Here is a 16927-nt window from a genome sequence, read left to right on the forward strand (position 1 = left end):
TCTTGCTTCGAGATCATGAAAAGAACGGACGCAGCGATTGGCTGTGGTCGTTTTATTTCATCTCTGCAAGAAAGCTCTGCGTTTCGTTTGCGCTCCCTCTCCGGACAGTCATACGGCCCCTTAGACCGGGGTCTTATTTCCTCGTATGGATTAGAGCCGCAAGAAAGCACCTTTCTTGCGGCTCTTTTTATTTCCAAACGAAAGGATGATTGCCATGCCCGCCATTCAGGTAACCAATCTTACTTTTGCCTATCCAGGCAGCTATGACCCTATATTCGAAAATGTTCATTTTCAAATTGATACAGACTGGAAGCTGGGCTTTACGGGGCGAAACGGTCGAGGTAAAACGACGTTCTTAAACCTGCTGCAGGGGAAGTACGAATACAACGGTACGATCTCCACACCAGTTGCCTTTGATTATTTTCCATTTCCCGTCGAACACCCGGAGTATTTGACCTTAGATGTCGTCGAAGAGATCGTACCAAGCTTTGAGAACTGGAAGCTGATGCGTGAACTGAACCTGCTTAAGGTTTCAGAAGACGTGTTGTACCGACCATTCGAATCGCTGTCCCAAGGAGAACAGACGAAGGTATTACTAGCCGTGCTCTTCATCCAAGACAATCGATTTCTGCTCATCGACGAGCCGACCAATCATCTCGACTTGCACGCACGCAAGCTTGTTGCCGATTATCTGAATACGAAGCGCGGTTTCATTCTTGTTTCACACGACCGGGCTTTTCTCGACCGCTGTGTGGATCATATTCTAGCGATCAACAAAACGAATATCGAAATCCAAAAAGGCAACTTCTCCAGCTGGTGGACGAACAAAACTCGCCAAGATACATTCGAAATGGCACAAAACGAAAAGTTGTACAAAGACATACAGCGTTTATCAGCTTCCGCTAAACGTACTAGTAGCTGGTCTTTCGAGACCGAAAAATCTAAAAACGGCACACGAAATTCCGGTTCCAAACTTGACAAGGGGTACGTCGGGCATAAGGCAGCCAAAATGATGAAACGCTCAAAATCCATTGAACAGCGGCAACACACTGCTTTAGAGGAAAAATCAAAACTGCTCCGAAATATCGAACAGTCAGAAAGCCTTGCGATCTCTCAGCTCGTGTATCCCAAATCGGAACTGGCGATGCTGGATCACGTCACGATTTACTACGGGGAAAGAGCAGTTTGCAAGAACGTTAGTCTGACGATTGAACCAGGAGATCGGATTGCAATTTCAGGCCCAAATGGTTCAGGTAAGTCTAGCTTGCTTCACCTGCTCAACGCTGAGGAGCTGCACTATACAGGTACGTTTCAACGGGATCCGCAGCTTCGTGTTTCCTATGTATCCCAGAATACTTCTCATTTGCGAGGTACGCTTTCCGATTATGCAGCAGAGCACAGAATTGACGAAAGCTTATTTAAAGCCGTGTTGCGTAAGCTAGATTTCGCCCGCATCCAATTCGAGAAGGATATATCGGCGTTCAGCGGCGGGCAGAAAAAGAAGGTTCTGATCGCGAGAAGCCTATGTGAGGAGGCTCATCTGCATATTTGGGACGAACCGCTCAACTTTGTCGACGTGATTTCCCGGATGCAAATTGAGGAGCTGCTGCTTGAGTACACGCCAACCATTGTATTCGTGGAGCATGATCGGGAATTTCATGACCGTGTCGCCACGAAAACGATTGAACTCGGTGGGGATTAGAATTTTACAAAGTGACTTGGAGTAAGACATAATTTTAATGGCAGAAAGCTTAGCACCATAACTTTTATAAAAAGAGAAAAGATTGAACTAAAGGCACGCAATAGTTAAATCAAACATCGGCAGTCTAGGATTTTATTTTTTCGTCCACGGCTGCCGATGTTTTTATTGAAGACAGTTTAATAGGCTTATATTATTCTACAGCGGGCTCGCTTCTTCTGCTCTACTCTCCCTGTCAATCCTATAAGATTGTTAAGACATCCACTTATCTCTTTTATTATTTAGTTTGACAATTTGGTTGGGTTAATCTCTTGTGGGAAAGTATCTTCAAAGCAATCCTTTTTCTCATATAAATTGTACCAAGCCTCAGCAATAAGGTCTGGATCTCCAGCAGTACCTGCTTGTATGACAGTGCCAATTGAAAGATGACCGACATATATGCCTTTTTCTTTCAACTCAAAATGTAAATTTGTAGCATAATTACGAACACCACTCATTACCATACCAACATTTCCAACAGACGGGTAGGAAACCATGGCAGATATTCCGGTGGTCAATAGAATTGCACCCGAAGCATTATTTATCATATCTGGTATTACTTCATTCACAGAAAGAACGGCAGGGAGTAAGTAACCTTTTACCTGTTCTAACACATCTTCTGCTGTTGTTTCTAACACATGCTTGAAATGTGTAGGTCCTGCATAGGGGCTGAATTCCAAAACATCAATATGACCAAAGTCTTGTTTAACAGCATCTAATGCTTGTTTTAGTGCTGGCAAATCCCTAACATCCGCTACATAAGATTTCGCTTCAATATTTAGCTTCTTTAGTTCGTTCACGATTATGGCCAATTTCTTAGGGTTACGCGAAATGACAGCAACCCTAAATCCTTTCTCCCCAAATTTTTTTGCAAGGGACAACCCCAATCCAGGTCCTGCACCGATAATTGCTATAGTCTTCATTTTATACAAACTCCTTTTTTTGTGGTATACATATAACAACACGTGTTGTTTTAACATCTTAAATTCAATACACAAAACGAACAACCAACAATATAGTTACCAATGTTGCTATAGCAACAATATTAAAGAATTATTGGGTTAGGAGTGAATCAATTGGGGACAAAAGTAAGAAATTTACGAACAACTTATACTAAAGAATCTTTAGTTAACGCTTTTTTTAATTTAGCAAATAAGAAGGATTTTGAAAAAATTACAGTGGCAGATTTAACAGAGGGAGCGCAAGTAAATCGAGCTACTTTCTACGCACATTTTAACGATAAGTACGATTTATTGAATTACATTATGGGAAATTCCGCTTCAAATGCTATTGCAAAACGGACAACAGGATCAATAAAATTGGATTAAGAAAGTATAAGCCAACTTGTTTTAGCTGTTTGTGATTTTTACCAACAACCGAGATTACAATGTCGCCAAAGTAATATAAGTTTAGTAATACCCCAATTAAAAGAAAAAATATTGAGTGAGTTGAAATTGTATTTGCTTAAGAGCATAGAAAACTTATATACAGATATGGAAAAAGATCTATTCGTATCTATTTATGCGAATGTAACTCATGAAGCTGGTTTTTTATGGGCTTCCGGAAAAGTAAAATTGGACAAAGAAGAAATTGCTAAGAAAATTTCGTTATTCGTATTAGGTGGGCAGAACTCTCTTTAATGCTGGCTTTTACCCACTTGCTTGATTTTTTTCATCCTCTCTCCCACCAGATAAGAAGCAATAAAAAAACACAAGCATTGCGCTTGTGTTTTTTTGATGCAGCCCATATCAGATTACTCTCGAATTTTCGTAGCAATTTTCATCAATTCGTCAAAAGTGGTTTTTAAACTGTGCTCTTCATCCACTGTTGTTTTATGCGAGCTCCCTGCGCTAAAATTGAGTACATTCCTCGTTAATCGAGTTATGCTGGTTAAGCGCTGTCCGCGATCAGGCGAAAACGCCTTTGAATGGTGTGCGTAGCCTGTGACGAAAGTTGAATTAATAGTGATTAGGGTTTAAGCCTCCTCTAATCACTTAATTTTCTTATTAAATATATACGGTAGCACCACTAGCAACCGTCCGCGCGTAATGGGATCATCATAATTCCATGTAGTATCCACAAAATGAGTGTTACCGTTACTTAAATCGGCTAAAGCCGCGATATGTGAACAGTGAGCAACCGTTTGCAATTCTTGGCGAGGAGCCAAGACGAAATTGCGATCGCCAGCATAGTGATTTATTTGATGCTGCTGAATTTCTATCCATGCTTGCCCTTGCTCGATTAGGTGCATCACATTGGCAGAAGGACGAAAGGCAAGAGATTCGTACAAGGTGGCAGCCAATCCGCTCTGGCCCATAATATAAAGTTTTGTACCAAACTTGAGATAAACAGCAGCCGTCTCTCCAGCAACATAAGCATCTGCTAATTGCCTACGTAACCATCTTACTTTGTCCTCATATCTGGTAATCCATTTCTCCGCAGCGTTACTACGTTCAACTAGTTTAGCGATATACCGTAACCGTTCAAACAGTCTAAACTTACTGTTAAGTATAACAGTAGGAGCGATCGTATCTAGTTTCTGCAAATCTTGTTCAGGATGCACATAGCTAAGCAATAATAACTCCGGCTGTAGTTGTGCAATTTTATCTGGATCTGCCCAATACCCAAGATTATGAATATTTCGCAACTTATTGTGATAAATCACGTTATCTTTCATGATCGAGATGGCCGCCCCTATAGGGGGCATGGCTAAAACGAGTAATTCTCCAAGCGTAAATTTGCCATCTGTCACAATACGTGTTGTATCTTTGGGAACATGAATCTTTCTGCCAAATGAATCGATAACTGTTCTTTGCCGAGTACGAAGATGAATATTCGAATATTCACGCGGAGTGTGTCCAGTTAATTTATGAAAGCACCGGCTGAAATAATATTCATCCTTAAACCCAATTTGCCGAGATATTTTGCCCAATGTCTCGGTCGAATTACGCAGAAGTCCTTTGGCATGTTTTATGCGTAATTGGACCAAATATTCATTTGGTTTTTTGCCAGTCAATATTTTAAACTTCTGACTATATTGCCATCTGACCATTCCAGCCATGGAAGCAAGTTTTTCAACGGTTAAGTCTTCATCATAATGCTGTTCCATATAATGCACAGTTTGTTGAACCAAGTTTATCTTTTCATTGTTCTGCGACTGGGAAACTTGCTCATCGAACTGAACCATCAACCCAAGAATGAGCTGAAGTCTACCTTGCATCATAGCCATTTCTGATGTGGATGGAGAGGAACAGCATTGGTTACTTATCCGTGCTTCTTTTCCTAATACTCGATTGACTTGAGAAATCAACAGATTATAGGGGGAGCCACAAAGCAAAGGTGGATGAGCAACCGGATTCAAAGTCATTCCTTCTACTTTAAAGGTTTCAAAGGTAAAGCGTACAAGCTGTGCCTCTTTGTTGCTTGATTCCATAGTATAGCGCTGTACAGGCAAAATCAGAATGCAGCTTCCTTGTCGCAGATCGATTGCAATGTTGTCTACATACAGCCGTATGCCGTGACTGAGTGCTATCAATAATGTGCATAAATTGGTTTCATTGTCATTCATTCCCTCATTATGGCCGTTCGCTGGAATTATCTGGTCAAATCGAAACCTATCATAGTGTTGCAGCCTAATATACAGGGGTGCTAGATTCATAAGCAACTCTCCAACAATTGAAAATGAGAATCATTATCGTTATTGTAACATATAAAGACCTGCTTTCAACTATAAACTATAGTTCAGCTTTTAATAGTTGGAGTATGTACTATTTTAGAAAACTAGCGATATAAAGAACTGAATGTGCCAAAATAATTTCTTACTGTTGGTCCATCCATTGTGGCATCTGTTTAAACAATTGCTCCAAAGCTAACAAATTATCTGTATTCCATTCACTAGGAATAACATGAACATTTCCCTTTTGAACTGCAGGCAAAGTTGCCCATATCGGTCTTTGGAGCAGTCGGTCAGCTTCTGTTTTACTTTCACCATCATCTTGTACAACTACAAACAAATGATCACCAGCAAATTCTGAAAGCACTTCTTCTGAAATATTAACAAAAGACACGCCTTCTTTATCAAGAATATTCTTCTGTACAGCTGGTGGGACGGCAAAACCGTTCTCCCCATAAATAATAGCACCCAGGCTACGATCGCCCATAACATAAAGTGTTTTACCCAACTGGTAGAAAATTGTCGCTGTCTCCCCTTCTGCTAATTGAAACTTATCAAACATTTCTTTCGACTGTTCTTTGTACTTAGCAATCAATTGAGCTGCCTCTTCCTGTTTGCCAAAGATATTTCCCATCTCCTTTACACGTTCTGTATAAGGAAGAGCTGGGTTAAAGGGGATAGTAGTAGCAATTTTCGACAATGCCTCATTATGATCTGCTTCTGCTTTGTAATAACCATTAATAATCAGATCGGGTTTTAAACTCAGAATCGTCTCTAAGTCACCCGGATTTCCAACCTCAACGATTCCTTCAAGTCTACCTTCATAGTAACTAGGAATATCTTGGGGAAGGTTATTACCAACAACCGGAATGCCCATCGCCAAGAAATCACCAATTGTCTGGCCAATAAAAACCACTCGTTTGGGATCTGCAGGTATTTCAACCTGTTTACCTGTTATCGTTGTATATTGAACAGTTTTCTCACTTTCCTCTTTCTGTTCATCAGACACGCTGCTATTAGCATTAGAAGTACTGCATGCCGATATTATCAACAACAGGAGGAAACTCCCTACCCAGAGTATAATTTGCTTTCCACGTTGTTTCTTCACACTTGTTGCCCCTTTCCTTCTCTCTAATAATTGAAAATGATTATCATTTAAGGCATTATTATAGGTTATGTGAAAAGGGGAATCAATGAAAAAAACGCAACGGTTTATTTGGAAAAATGTCAATGATCGTCCCACACAAAACATCTGTTCTTGTATCTCATTTATAACTAAACAGATACGAATGAGATATATTTTAACAAATCCTCATGGTTTAGTTTATTGAGCTACCTCAACAAAGCCTCTTCTTTTGCTTCCCGTTTTACGGTAACTTTCCCCTCTAAGCCTTCCTCATCATGGTCCGTTCCTCTTCCAACATGAGATCCTTTCTAAAGGAAGTCTTTATGCATAGGTATACTCCGGTCCCAATCGTTCGATAATTCGATCCAACTGTCTGGTTAAATAAGGCGAAACGTCACCAATGCCAGCTACTGCTTCTAACAAGGGAAAGGGTTGTCCACCCCACGGGCCTTGTGGATCAAAGACTTGTCTACCGATTTGCAAGCCTCCTGTTTCCTTGAAGATGTTCAATCGTTCCAATCCTTCAATAAGCAGCCCGACCGGCAGCGTTTTGTTCCTACGTTGGGACCATTCTGCCAAGAAGGACATACCGCGTAATATATCATATTCAAAAAACCTCGGAAAGCAAGGCTTCAGCCATTCCATATCGATGACGCTTCTATTTTGTTTAGAACATACAAGACGATGCTCAATTAAATAACGTGCTCCTTCATCTAAGAAAACGGCTTTCTGTTCAGTAAATTCACGATCTGTATGCCATAAGATAGCTTCAAGCGGAGGAAGTGTTGAAACAATAGAGCTCTTTTTAGAATGAGTATAAGCTTCAGGGTCGCAGTTCAGCCCGCCATCAGGTAACTGATGCTTTAAGAGCCATTCGCGAATCCAAGGCAGTTCCTTGTCCAAATCACAGCCATACGCCATTAGAATCATATAGTATACGGCAAGTTCACAATGGCAGCAATCCAACTTCATCTTATCACTTTCACTTGTTGGATGGTCATCGGCGGTTATGATGAAGGTCGGCCAGACCTGAGTTTCGAGTAAATATTTTGCTCCGACAATAGCAGACTCGGGAATTAGTTTCACCTCTCCCATTTCATAAAGAGCAGCCATATGCCACCAAGCTCCATCCCATTTTCGACGGCTGCACTCGCCGTGAGTCATCCCCAAATGCGAAGTAGATTCAAGGAACTGTATAGATTCTTCGATTGCTAAACGAATATTTTGATTTGTTTCCATCTGGCTATCTCCTTTTTGGTTATCTCTACTTCACGCTTCAGTTAAGCAACGCCTTACTTCGTATAACCATCCACTTTTAAAAAATTCGATATGTTATTAAACTATCCTGCCCGTTCGTATTATGAGATCAACCAGTTCTTTCTGGTTGATCCTTTTTTCGTTTGCATAGAGGATTAAGGTAGCCTGGTCGAACGTACCTGCCCGTGGGACTTGATCCCGAGCGCTATAGTGTTCGCCCTACTTGTCATGACCATGATTGAGGCTGGTTGGGACGTAAGATCCCGTATAACAAGCGATGCTATGGAGCGACAAGAAGAACCTTAGGGATGCCGGGGAATCTAAACTTACAGGGAGAGATGAAATGAATCCAGTTGTCGGTCTAGATATTTCAAAAGAAGAAAGTCATGGACAAGCCTTTTTAGCGCGCGGAAAGCCCTTCAGAGGGACATTCCACTTCGAGCACACTCGTGATGGCCTAGCAAATTTACATCAAGTTTTGAAGGATGTTGAGACTGCATCCAAACTACGTTCTCTGCTTATTCTAGAAGCAACCGGCCATTACCAAAGTCCCGTTGTTCAGTTCCTAGAAGAACATCACTACATTTACATTATCATTAATCCGCTCATCTCAAATCGGCTTAGAAAGTCTCAACTTCGTAAAGTAAAGACGGATGCTGCGGACGCTTACCTATTGGGAGAGTTGTACTACAAGGAAGAGTTTGAACCTTTTAAAAAAAGAGGTGTGCAACTTCTCAATCTGCGCTATCTTACAAGACAGTATGAGTCCCTTTCAAAGATGTGTGTACAGACGAAGCTGCAATTCCAAGCCGTTTTAGATCAGGTTTTCCCAGCTTACAAAGGCGTCTTTGGAGCTATGTATTCCCGTATTTCACTACGGTTTTTAAGTAAATTTCCAACCTCATATTCAGTTTTGCAGACGGATGAAATTACACTCAAAGCTAAGATGAAAGAACTACTTTCTTCGAAACGGGGGCGTTCAGAGGGCTGGATTAACCAACGGGTTCAGCGACTGCTAGACGCGGCAAAGCAAAACCCATTTCAGCAAACCATGTATGCAAGCCACTTAATCAATTTGAAAGTTCTTATTACCCTTATTCTTCAGTACCAAGAGCATCTTGCTGAACTGGAACAGAACATAGATGCTCTGGCTGAAGAAATTGAAGAGTATGAATTAATTCAGTCGATTCCCGGTATTGGGCATAAAATTGCTGCAACAATTTTATCTGAAATTGGAGAAGTCGACCGATTTGATCATCCTAAAAAGCTAGTGGCTTTTGCAGGCATTGACCCGAGTGTCTTTGCTTCCGGTAAATTTACAGCAACTCGAAACCGAATCACGAAACGTGGTTCCAGGCAGTTGCGTTACGCACTGGTAATGGCTGTCCAGTGTGGGCTTATACGCTCCCGAAATATGCGACTCAAAGCGTTCTATGATCGCAAGAGAGCAGAAGGAAAACCACATAAAGTAGCTCTAATCGCATGTGCAAATAAGCTCATCCATTGGCTTTATGCAATCTTGAAAAACAAAAAGGGATTTCGTCCAATTTAAAAGATTATCATTGGCATAACCTTCCAAGACACAACGGAAATTGGAGGATTATTTGGCATGCTCATTTTAACTATACCACATGATTTAGAATCACTTTACTGGTAATCTTGACAAGCTATTAGCTGGTATAGCTTAATGAAGCATCGTCAGACTATTACTTTGTTTTACAGTCTAGAACTTTAGACAATACAAATATGACCGCAAAGGCTTAAGCCCTTACGGTCTTATTTACTTCTGCATTCTTAGTCCAATTTCGCCTTCCTCGTTTCGTCCCTGTCCATAGTCGGTCGTGACAAAATCTAAGGTGCAATTGATCTTAAACTGTGTGCTATGTTCGCAATTGCTCTGCGCCGCTTATCCGCGAATGTAGTAGCTGAAATACCCGGTATGTCTTTAGCGCTGGTCTTTAACTAGAGCGGTGTTGGCTGTCACATCTGCTGTCAGTTCTTGACCAGAAACTCGTTTGACAACCGATCCTCCCGCCGAAAGCAAATCATATGTAGTCATTCGGTTACCCAACTGTTGAAGTGAGTATTCGTAATTTTTTATTACACCAATTAAGTCAGTATACTGTCATTTATCATTTCTTTATATGATGTGATTATTTGGTGAAATCGTTATTTTTGGTAGATAAATGTAAATCGAAACACTATAATTACCTTACACCATAGTTTGCATACGAAGATAAACAAACTAAGGAGGCTTTACTTTTGAAAAAATCTATTATCGCTTTGGCTGCTGGCACCGTTCTTCTTGGAGCATTGTCTGTACCGTCTTTAAGTTTTGCAGAACCAGTCCCAAATTCAGCAAATATTTCTTCTGAGTCACCATATACTCCGCCTCAAGGGAACAAAAAATGGGTAAGTGGCATCAGAGGTGCAACGGTTAAAGAGGATATGAAATCGACAGTTCCAACTCAAAAATTTTACATGACAGGAGGCTTTGGAGGGAATATTTCTTTATATAAATGGCAACAAAAAGGCAACAATAAAGTATGCCCATTATATCAAGGCTACATTTACAAAATGTTCCCTTAATAATAAAATTAACCCTAAAGTAAGCACTTTTTTTCATAGGTGCTTACTTTTTTATCGTTGTTATCTGCCATATTTAATCCTCACCTATCTATACTGACTACACCAACATATAACAATACAGCGCATAGTATAGAGGTATAGGCTCTTATCATGGGGTGCCCTCCGCTATCTTTTGGAGTTGATTTACGTACACTTTATAAGTCTCGTCACTATAAGCAAGCACGGCAACTCTACCAACACGATGAATCTCAATATGATTAACTTTCATAAAAACGGAAACTCTGTTCTGTCATTGATGTTCCTCCTTAGAGATCAAAAACCAGAAGCTTAGGAAATTCTCTGCCGTCGTTGATTAACTCACGGTATGTTTTATAGACATGGTCATCCAGCTACTCGCACTCATCGCATCCATCTTAACAGCACGATTCAGTTTCGTAATCAATCTCATTTTCCAAATGCTCGTAATAGGCTTGCTCCAGATTTTCAGTAGCATTGTAATTCCGTCCAATCCTGTAGCATATTGAATGGTCGTTGCTCCCCATCTTAATTTACATGTTTTTCCACACTCATCCGCCATCTTGGCCCCATCCACTCTTTGCAGCATAAAAGAACATTTTACGGGCGTATACAATTAAAAATTCCTTTCCGCACTACTGTAAGTAGGGTGCCCGAATGCGTACCCGCCTTTTTTTCATCCGTGGAGTATTTTTAAAATCGAAATCAACATTTTCACAGAGGAAGAAACCTTTGTATCCGGCAGCATTACAACGATTGTTTCGATGAACATTGTATAAGGCTGTTTTCTCCTTCTTTACTCCCTATAGGCTAAAATATGTTTATTCTCACTGCCCTCAACAATGAATATGTTCTGCATAAACTATCAAAAAGGAGATGAGAACATGACTAGATTGTTAGATGCTCGAACATCTCAAAACGCAAGTTACGGTAATACGATCTCAATTCCCTTGCCAGCCAATACTGCTGTTGCCATCGCGGAGCTTGGTTTAGAAGTAACGGGTGCAGGGGAAAACATGCGTGTACAATTAACAGGGATAGCCGAGCTTGCATTTCCTACCACTCCACCATTTGACTCCGTAATTTCTTTTTCCATTGTTAGAGGCGATGTCGATTCGCTCGTTGCTTACGCCCTTTACTCCGTGAGTGTCTCCGAAGTAAACCCAAACGCTGTACAAGTTGTCACCATCAATGCATCCGATTACAATATCCCTCTACCACCATCCAATGAATTGGTATATACCTTATATATATTTTGCACAGCAGATGCTACCCGAATAGGAATGGAAAGCTTTAATGCTGTTGCTTATTCAGATTAAAATACTACCGTAACATGGAGGGCAAAGCCCTCTTATTTTTGTTTCATCTGCTCTTGGGGACAATGCTTTCTATCTGTCGTTCATTTTTGGTATAATTTACCCAAAGGAGGGTGATCAAGTGGGAATCATGCTTATTCTTATTGCTATTATTTTTTTCTCGCTTGGTATTTTAAGTAAACGGAATCCCACTTGGGGATGGCGTGCAAACGAAGCCTGGAAGATCAAAGGTGACTCAGAACCAAGCGATGCTTACATTGATGACATGAAATTTAGGGGCTCTGTATCTATTCTCTTTGGGTTCTTTTTCTTAGCATGTGGACTTTTGGTTATCTTACTGTAATCGCACTTCCTTAAACTTCAAAGCTCGACCAGCCAATGTAGTAGCAGTTCCATAACTGGCTTCATAGATTTCATACTTTTCTTTTTTTGTTTCTAAACACTTCTTCGCGCCCTGCTCGCGTTTGTATTCTTCCCAGTCTACTTTGTATTGTGGGGAGTACTACGTAGCCCAAGAAAATGATCCATTATCCTCATACAAAAAATCCCTCAACGCTTAGAGCGCCAAGGGATTCCTCATTTTAGTAAAGCGTCAGATATTGATCACGTTCCCATTGATGTACTTGGGTTCTGTACATATCCCATTCAATTTCCTTAAGCTCATAGAAGTAAGCCAGAGCATGATCACCCAGTGCATCAGAGATAACCTCGCTCCGAATAAGCTCAGACAAAGCTTCTTTCAGGTCTGCAGGCAGACTTGGAATGCCTTCTTCAATTCGCTCTTCCTCGGACATCACGTAGATGTTGCGATCAATTGGGGCTGGCAGAGCCATCTGACGTTTAATACCATCCAAACCTGCTCTCAGCATTACGGCCAGGGCTAGATAAGGATTCGCTGCCGGGTCAGGGTTCCGAACTTCGACGCGAGTGCTCAGGCCACGAGATGCGGGTATCCGAATCATCGGACTCCGATTGCTTGCAGACCAAGCGACATAACAAGGCGCTTCATAACCTGGTACGAGGCGTTTGTAGGAATTTACTGTTGGATTCGTGATCGCTGCCATTGCACGTGCATGTTTAAGAATGCCTGCCATATAGTGGCGAGCTGTCTGGCTTAATCCGAGTTCATCCGTCTCATCATAAAATACGTTTTCATTGTCCTTAAACAACGATTGGTTGCAGTGCATACCGGAGCCATTCACGCCGAATAAAGGTTTTGGCATAAAGGTAGCATGTAAACCATGCTGACGAGCAATCGTCTTAACAACGAGCTTGAACGTTTGAATCTGATCGGCAGCTTTTACTGCATCTGCATATTTAAAGTCAATCTCATGCTGACCAGGTGCAACCTCATGGTGGGATGCTTCAATTTCGAAGCCCATTTCTTCAAGCTTAAGAACAATTTCACGACGGCAGTTCTCACCCAGATCCATTGGAGCCAGGTCAAAATATCCACCTTGGTCATTCAGTTCTGTGGTCGGGTCGCCTTTTTCATCGGTTTTGAACAAGAAGAATTCAGGTTCTGGTCCGACATTCATCGAAGTGTAGCCCAGTTCTTCGGCTTCTTTAAGTACACGTTTCAAGATTCCCCGCGGGTCACCTGCAAATGGAGAGCCGTCTGGCTTGTAAATATCGCAGATCAAACGAGCTACACGATCCGAAGTTACCCAAGGGAAAACAACCCAGGTATCCAAATCCGGATATAAGTACATGTCAGATTCTTCGATGCGTACGTAGCCTTCTATCGAAGAACCGTCAAACATCATTTTGTTATCCAACGCTTTTTCCAGCTGGCTAACAGGGATTTCAACGTTCTTAATGGTACCCAGCAAATCTGTGAACTGCAAACGAATAAAACGAACATTTTCTTCTTCCGCAATCCTAATGATATCTTCTCTGGTATAACTCACACTAACCTCTCCCTTTCTGTAACGACTATATGCAAATCGGCTGTATCATAAATGACATAAATGACTTAAATGATGAGACCGTTTTTTAAGTAAAACAACCTTATGCCAAAAGGTAAGTCACAGCATTATCTTTTGTTGAAAAATCGTGATAATTCGCCTTGGATCAAAGATACCTGTCCTGGTCTTTTGCCTGCAACAAGTTGTTGTTTCAACAAACGATGAAGCTGAGTATCGGACATTTCACGGCGTTTGACTTCCGTATCTGCAGTAATAACTGTAGCTTCCTCTGATTCCTTGGTAACCGGATTCATGACTTGTTTAATTCCTGCAATGTTAACACCCTTCTCGATCAACGCCTTAATTTCAAGCAGACGCTCTACGTCATTAAATGAAAAAAGACGTTGGTTACCTGATGTACGGGCAGGAACTATCAAATTATGCTGCTCATAATAACGAATCTGACGTGCTGACAAGTCCGTTAGCTTCATGACAATACCTATTGGAAATAAGGCCATATTTCTGCGAATTTCGTCGCCCATTTGTCATCAACCTTCCAGTGATCTATTATTCACCTTATTGTACATTTAGCTGATGCAAAGTGTCAATGATATGTTAGAAAAACTCACAATAATTTACGTTCCTTCATCGTTTGCAGAGCCATAAGTACTCCATATTTGACATGAGAGTAGGTTAAGCCCCCTTGCATGTAACCAATATAAGGCTCCCGAATCGGAGCATCTGCGGATAATTCCAAACTTCCACCTTGTATGAACGTACCTGCTGCCATAATAACCGGATGCTCATAACCCGGCATATCCCACGGCTCTGGCACCACATGGCTATCCACGGCGGCTGCGCGCTGAATGCCCTGTACAAAAGCAATTAGATGTTCTGGTCCGCTAAAAGAAATGGCCTGAATCAAATCCGTACGCTCTTCATGCCAAGCAGGTTTGGTCTCAAACCCCATTTCTTCAAAGACTGCAGCAGCGAATATGCTTCCTTTAACCGCTTGCCCCACCAATGTAGGAGCAAGGAATAGCCCCTGGTATATGCCCCGTGTAGTGCCTAGCATGGCTCCTACTTCTCCACCAATACCAGGTGCTGTTAATCGGTAGGATGCCAGCTCTACATATTGATGTTTACCGCAGATATATCCACCCGTTTCTGCAATACCTCCACCAGGATTTTTAATCAACGAACCTGCCATCAAATCGACACCGACCTGGGTAGGTTCCAGCTTCTCAGTAAATTCCCCGTAGCAATTGTCCACAAAGACAATAACATCAGGCTTTATCTTCTTCACTCGTGCCGTCATTTCTTCAATATCTGCCACACTAAAGGAAGCTCTCCAATCATAGCCGCGTGAGCGCTGGATACCGATCACTTTGGTGTTCGCATGGATTGCGGACTCCACCGCTTTCCAGTCCACCTTACCTTCTGCTGTCAGTGCTGTCTCTCCATAAGTAACACCAAAGTCCTGCAATGATCCTGTTCCATCGCCAGGCTTACCAATCACTTTGTGTAAGGTATCATAAGGTCGCCCTGTAATGTATAACAACTCATCCCCTGGACGCAGCACACCAAATAAAGCCGTAGCGATGGTATGCGTTCCCGAGGCAAAATGCGGACGCACCAACGCTGCCTCCGCACCGAACACATCTGCATAGACCTCTTCCAGCACTTCACGCCCCCGGTCATTGTAAGCATATCCCGTTGAACCTGCAAAATGAAAATCGCTCACTTGCTTGCGCTGGAAGGCCTGAATGACCTTCCACTGATTTGCATCCACAATATGATCTATGTGCTGGATACGTTCTTGTATTTTAAGTTCTACTAATTCCTGAATTTGCTGAATTTCCGGACTAAAAACTACCATTTACCTTCTTGACCCTCTCTCTTCCGCAGCCTTAGGCTAATCATGTTATATTGTTATTCAATTGGAACATGAGCATTATCATCTTATGGACCCAAAAACATCATTAGATGTTAACTTTCTGTGAACTCACTAAGCGCATGACCATACTTTTCGTATTCTCCTCTTTGAATTTCTACCTCATAAATGACATCATTGCCATCATACTCTGTCAGCAGTACATCTCCAATTCGATAAAGCACCGATGTTAAATCCCCACGTTCCGCAGGAATACGAAATCTCAGTGTGTCACCGCTCAGATGCTCCTGAACCAGTTCGCGAATGCGTAGCAAATCTGCTTCATCAAAAGCACTAATTTTCAAATAGCCTTCCCCAGAAGGGAGCATTTCCAATTGCTCAGGGGTGCAAGCATCTTTTTTGTTAAACAATACGATCTGAGGCTTGTCCGCTGCCCCAAGCTGTTGCAGGATTGACTCTACAACTTTCATTTGTTCGTCACGCATGTCTGAAGAGGCGTCCACGACATGTAAAATGAGATGAGCCTCATTGGCCTCCTCCAAAGTAGCCCGGAAAGAGGCAACCAAATCATGAGGCAAATTTTGAATAAATCCTACTGTATCTGTGAGAATAACTTCTTTGCCACTCGGCAGTTCCATTGTTCTAGAGGTAGGATCAAGCGTCGCAAATAGTTGGTTCTCAATATATACATCGGCAGCTGTCAGTTGCTTCAACAGTGTTGATTTGCCGGCATTTGTATAGCCAACGAGTGCCACCTGCACGATGCCGGCCTTTTGTCTACGCTCCCTGTGTAAATACCGATGACGCGTCACTTCCTCAAGTTGGCGTTTCAGATCACTGATTCGGTCACGAATGTGACGACGGTCCGTCTCTAGCTTGCTTTCACCAGGACCACGTGTTCCGATTCCGCCACCGAGCCGCGAAAGATTTTTACCGTGTCCAGACAGTCGAGGGAGTAAGTATGACAACTGCGCCAGTTCAACCTGGATAATACCTTCCCGTGTCTTTGCACGCTGAGCAAAAATGTCCAGAATTAACTGTGTCCGGTCAATTATTTTGAGATCCAGGCTCTCTTCGAGATTTCGTACTTGAGCTCCCGATAGCTCCTGATCAAAAATAGCTGTATTCGCTCCCAATTCTTCAGCAACTGCACGCAATTCATCTACTTTTCCTTTGCCAATAAACCATTTTGAGTCCTTGGATTCCTTATTCTGTGTGAGGACGCTCAGCACTTCAACTCCCGCTGTTTCAGCCAGCTTCACCAGTTCTTCCAACGAATATTCCGTATTGATGCCAGATCGTTTGACTTCATCCGTAATTAGACTGACCAGAACCGCCTTATCCTGCATTTCGGTTTGTGTATCATGAGTGGAGTTCGCCATATTGTTTGCTCCTTTATTTTCATGTCAACT

Annotated in this window: 16 protein-coding genes and 1 pseudogene; 7 read left to right on the forward strand and 10 right to left on the reverse strand. The window is 41.9% G+C overall.

What is annotated here, in order from left to right:
- Positions 1-214 precede the first annotated feature (214 nt).
- A complete protein-coding gene (abc-f, locus tag ACUC6J_RS13600; RefSeq protein WP_019687448.1) occupies positions 215-1702 on the forward strand; it encodes a ribosomal protection-like ABC-F family protein in 1488 nt (495 codons plus the stop codon).
- Positions 1703-1980: 278 nt separating this feature from the next.
- Here abc-f and ACUC6J_RS13605 read toward each other — a convergent pair whose 3' ends face one another.
- Positions 1981-2661 (reverse strand): SDR family NAD(P)-dependent oxidoreductase, encoded by a 681-nt coding sequence (locus ACUC6J_RS13605; RefSeq protein WP_045244476.1) that lies wholly within the window; start codon positions 2659-2661, stop codon positions 1981-1983.
- A 153-nt stretch (positions 2662-2814) separates the two neighbouring features.
- Here ACUC6J_RS13605 and ACUC6J_RS13610 point away from each other — a divergent pair, with 153 nt between their 5' ends.
- Positions 2815-3066: a TetR/AcrR family transcriptional regulator gene (locus ACUC6J_RS13610; protein WP_447248981.1), complete on the forward strand. Its 252-nt coding sequence runs from the start codon at positions 2815-2817 to the stop codon at positions 3064-3066.
- A 111-nt stretch (positions 3067-3177) separates the two neighbouring features.
- Positions 3178-3378, forward strand: coding sequence for a hypothetical protein (locus tag ACUC6J_RS13615; RefSeq protein WP_447248982.1), 201 nt, complete (start codon positions 3178-3180; stop codon positions 3376-3378).
- 350 nt (positions 3379-3728) lie between these two features.
- Here ACUC6J_RS13615 and ACUC6J_RS13620 read toward each other — a convergent pair whose 3' ends face one another.
- From ACUC6J_RS13620 to ACUC6J_RS13630, 3 genes are all read right to left on the reverse strand, one after another.
- Positions 3729-5396: a helix-turn-helix domain-containing protein gene (locus ACUC6J_RS13620; RefSeq protein ID WP_447248983.1), complete on the reverse strand. Its 1668-nt coding sequence runs from the start codon at positions 5394-5396 to the stop codon at positions 3729-3731.
- A 160-nt stretch (positions 5397-5556) separates the two neighbouring features.
- Positions 5557-6519 (reverse strand): ABC transporter substrate-binding protein, encoded by a 963-nt coding sequence (locus ACUC6J_RS13625; RefSeq protein WP_447248984.1) that lies wholly within the window; start codon positions 6517-6519, stop codon positions 5557-5559.
- Positions 6520-6858: 339 nt separating this feature from the next.
- On the reverse strand, positions 6859-7776 hold the full coding sequence (locus ACUC6J_RS13630) for a hypothetical protein (RefSeq protein ID WP_447248985.1): 918 nt from the start codon (positions 7774-7776) through the stop codon (positions 6859-6861).
- Positions 7777-8137: 361 nt separating this feature from the next.
- Here ACUC6J_RS13630 and ACUC6J_RS13635 point away from each other — a divergent pair, with 361 nt between their 5' ends.
- The gene (locus ACUC6J_RS13635) at positions 8138-9346 is read left to right on the forward strand and encodes an IS110 family transposase (RefSeq protein ID WP_447248986.1); all 1209 of its coding nucleotides are present in this window, start codon (positions 8138-8140) and stop codon (positions 9344-9346) included.
- A 228-nt stretch (positions 9347-9574) separates the two neighbouring features.
- Here ACUC6J_RS13635 and ACUC6J_RS13640 read toward each other — a convergent pair.
- A pseudogene (locus ACUC6J_RS13640) lies at positions 9575-9919 on the reverse strand (hypothetical protein); the annotation flags it as partial.
- A gap of 137 nt (positions 9920-10056) precedes the next feature.
- On the opposite strand from ACUC6J_RS13640, the gene ACUC6J_RS13645 reads away from it, so the two are divergent.
- Positions 10057-10383 carry a hypothetical protein gene (locus ACUC6J_RS13645; RefSeq protein ID WP_016821986.1) on the forward strand — a complete coding sequence of 109 codons (327 nt, stop codon included), beginning with the start codon at positions 10057-10059 and terminating at the stop codon, positions 10381-10383.
- A 352-nt stretch (positions 10384-10735) separates the two neighbouring features.
- On the opposite strand, the gene ACUC6J_RS13650 is transcribed toward ACUC6J_RS13645, so the two are convergent.
- On the reverse strand, positions 10736-11014 hold the full coding sequence (locus ACUC6J_RS13650) for a hypothetical protein (RefSeq protein ID WP_447248987.1): 279 nt from the start codon (positions 11012-11014) through the stop codon (positions 10736-10738).
- Between the two features lie 268 nt (positions 11015-11282).
- Between ACUC6J_RS13650 and ACUC6J_RS13655 the strand changes: the two genes are divergently transcribed.
- Both ACUC6J_RS13655 and ACUC6J_RS13660 read left to right on the forward strand, forming a co-directional pair.
- Positions 11283-11717 carry a hypothetical protein gene (locus tag ACUC6J_RS13655; protein ID WP_025365068.1) on the forward strand — a complete coding sequence of 145 codons (435 nt, stop codon included), beginning with the start codon at positions 11283-11285 and terminating at the stop codon, positions 11715-11717.
- A gap of 127 nt (positions 11718-11844) precedes the next feature.
- Positions 11845-12057, forward strand: a complete 213-nt coding sequence (locus ACUC6J_RS13660) for a DUF6199 family natural product biosynthesis protein (protein ID WP_447250296.1) — start codon at positions 11845-11847, stop codon at positions 12055-12057.
- A 238-nt stretch (positions 12058-12295) separates the two neighbouring features.
- On the opposite strand, the gene glnA is transcribed toward ACUC6J_RS13660, so the two are convergent.
- The 4 genes from glnA to hflX form a co-directional block, all read right to left on the reverse strand.
- Complete coding sequence (gene glnA, locus ACUC6J_RS13665) at positions 12296-13624, reverse strand: type I glutamate--ammonia ligase (protein WP_016822091.1); 1329 nt, start codon at positions 13622-13624, stop codon at positions 12296-12298.
- A gap of 125 nt (positions 13625-13749) precedes the next feature.
- Entirely contained in the window at positions 13750-14163 is a 414-nt protein-coding gene (locus ACUC6J_RS13670) for a MerR family transcriptional regulator (protein WP_007430683.1), read from the reverse strand.
- Between the two features lie 83 nt (positions 14164-14246).
- Positions 14247-15500, reverse strand: a complete 1254-nt coding sequence (locus ACUC6J_RS13675) for a methionine gamma-lyase family protein (RefSeq protein WP_031461616.1) — start codon at positions 15498-15500, stop codon at positions 14247-14249.
- Positions 15501-15610: 110 nt separating this feature from the next.
- Positions 15611-16897, reverse strand: a complete 1287-nt coding sequence (gene hflX, locus ACUC6J_RS13680) for a GTPase HflX (RefSeq protein WP_447248988.1) — start codon at positions 16895-16897, stop codon at positions 15611-15613.
- Between the last annotated feature and the right edge of the window lie 30 nt (positions 16898-16927).

The sequence above is a fragment of the Paenibacillus sp. JJ1683 genome (assembly GCF_053006485.1).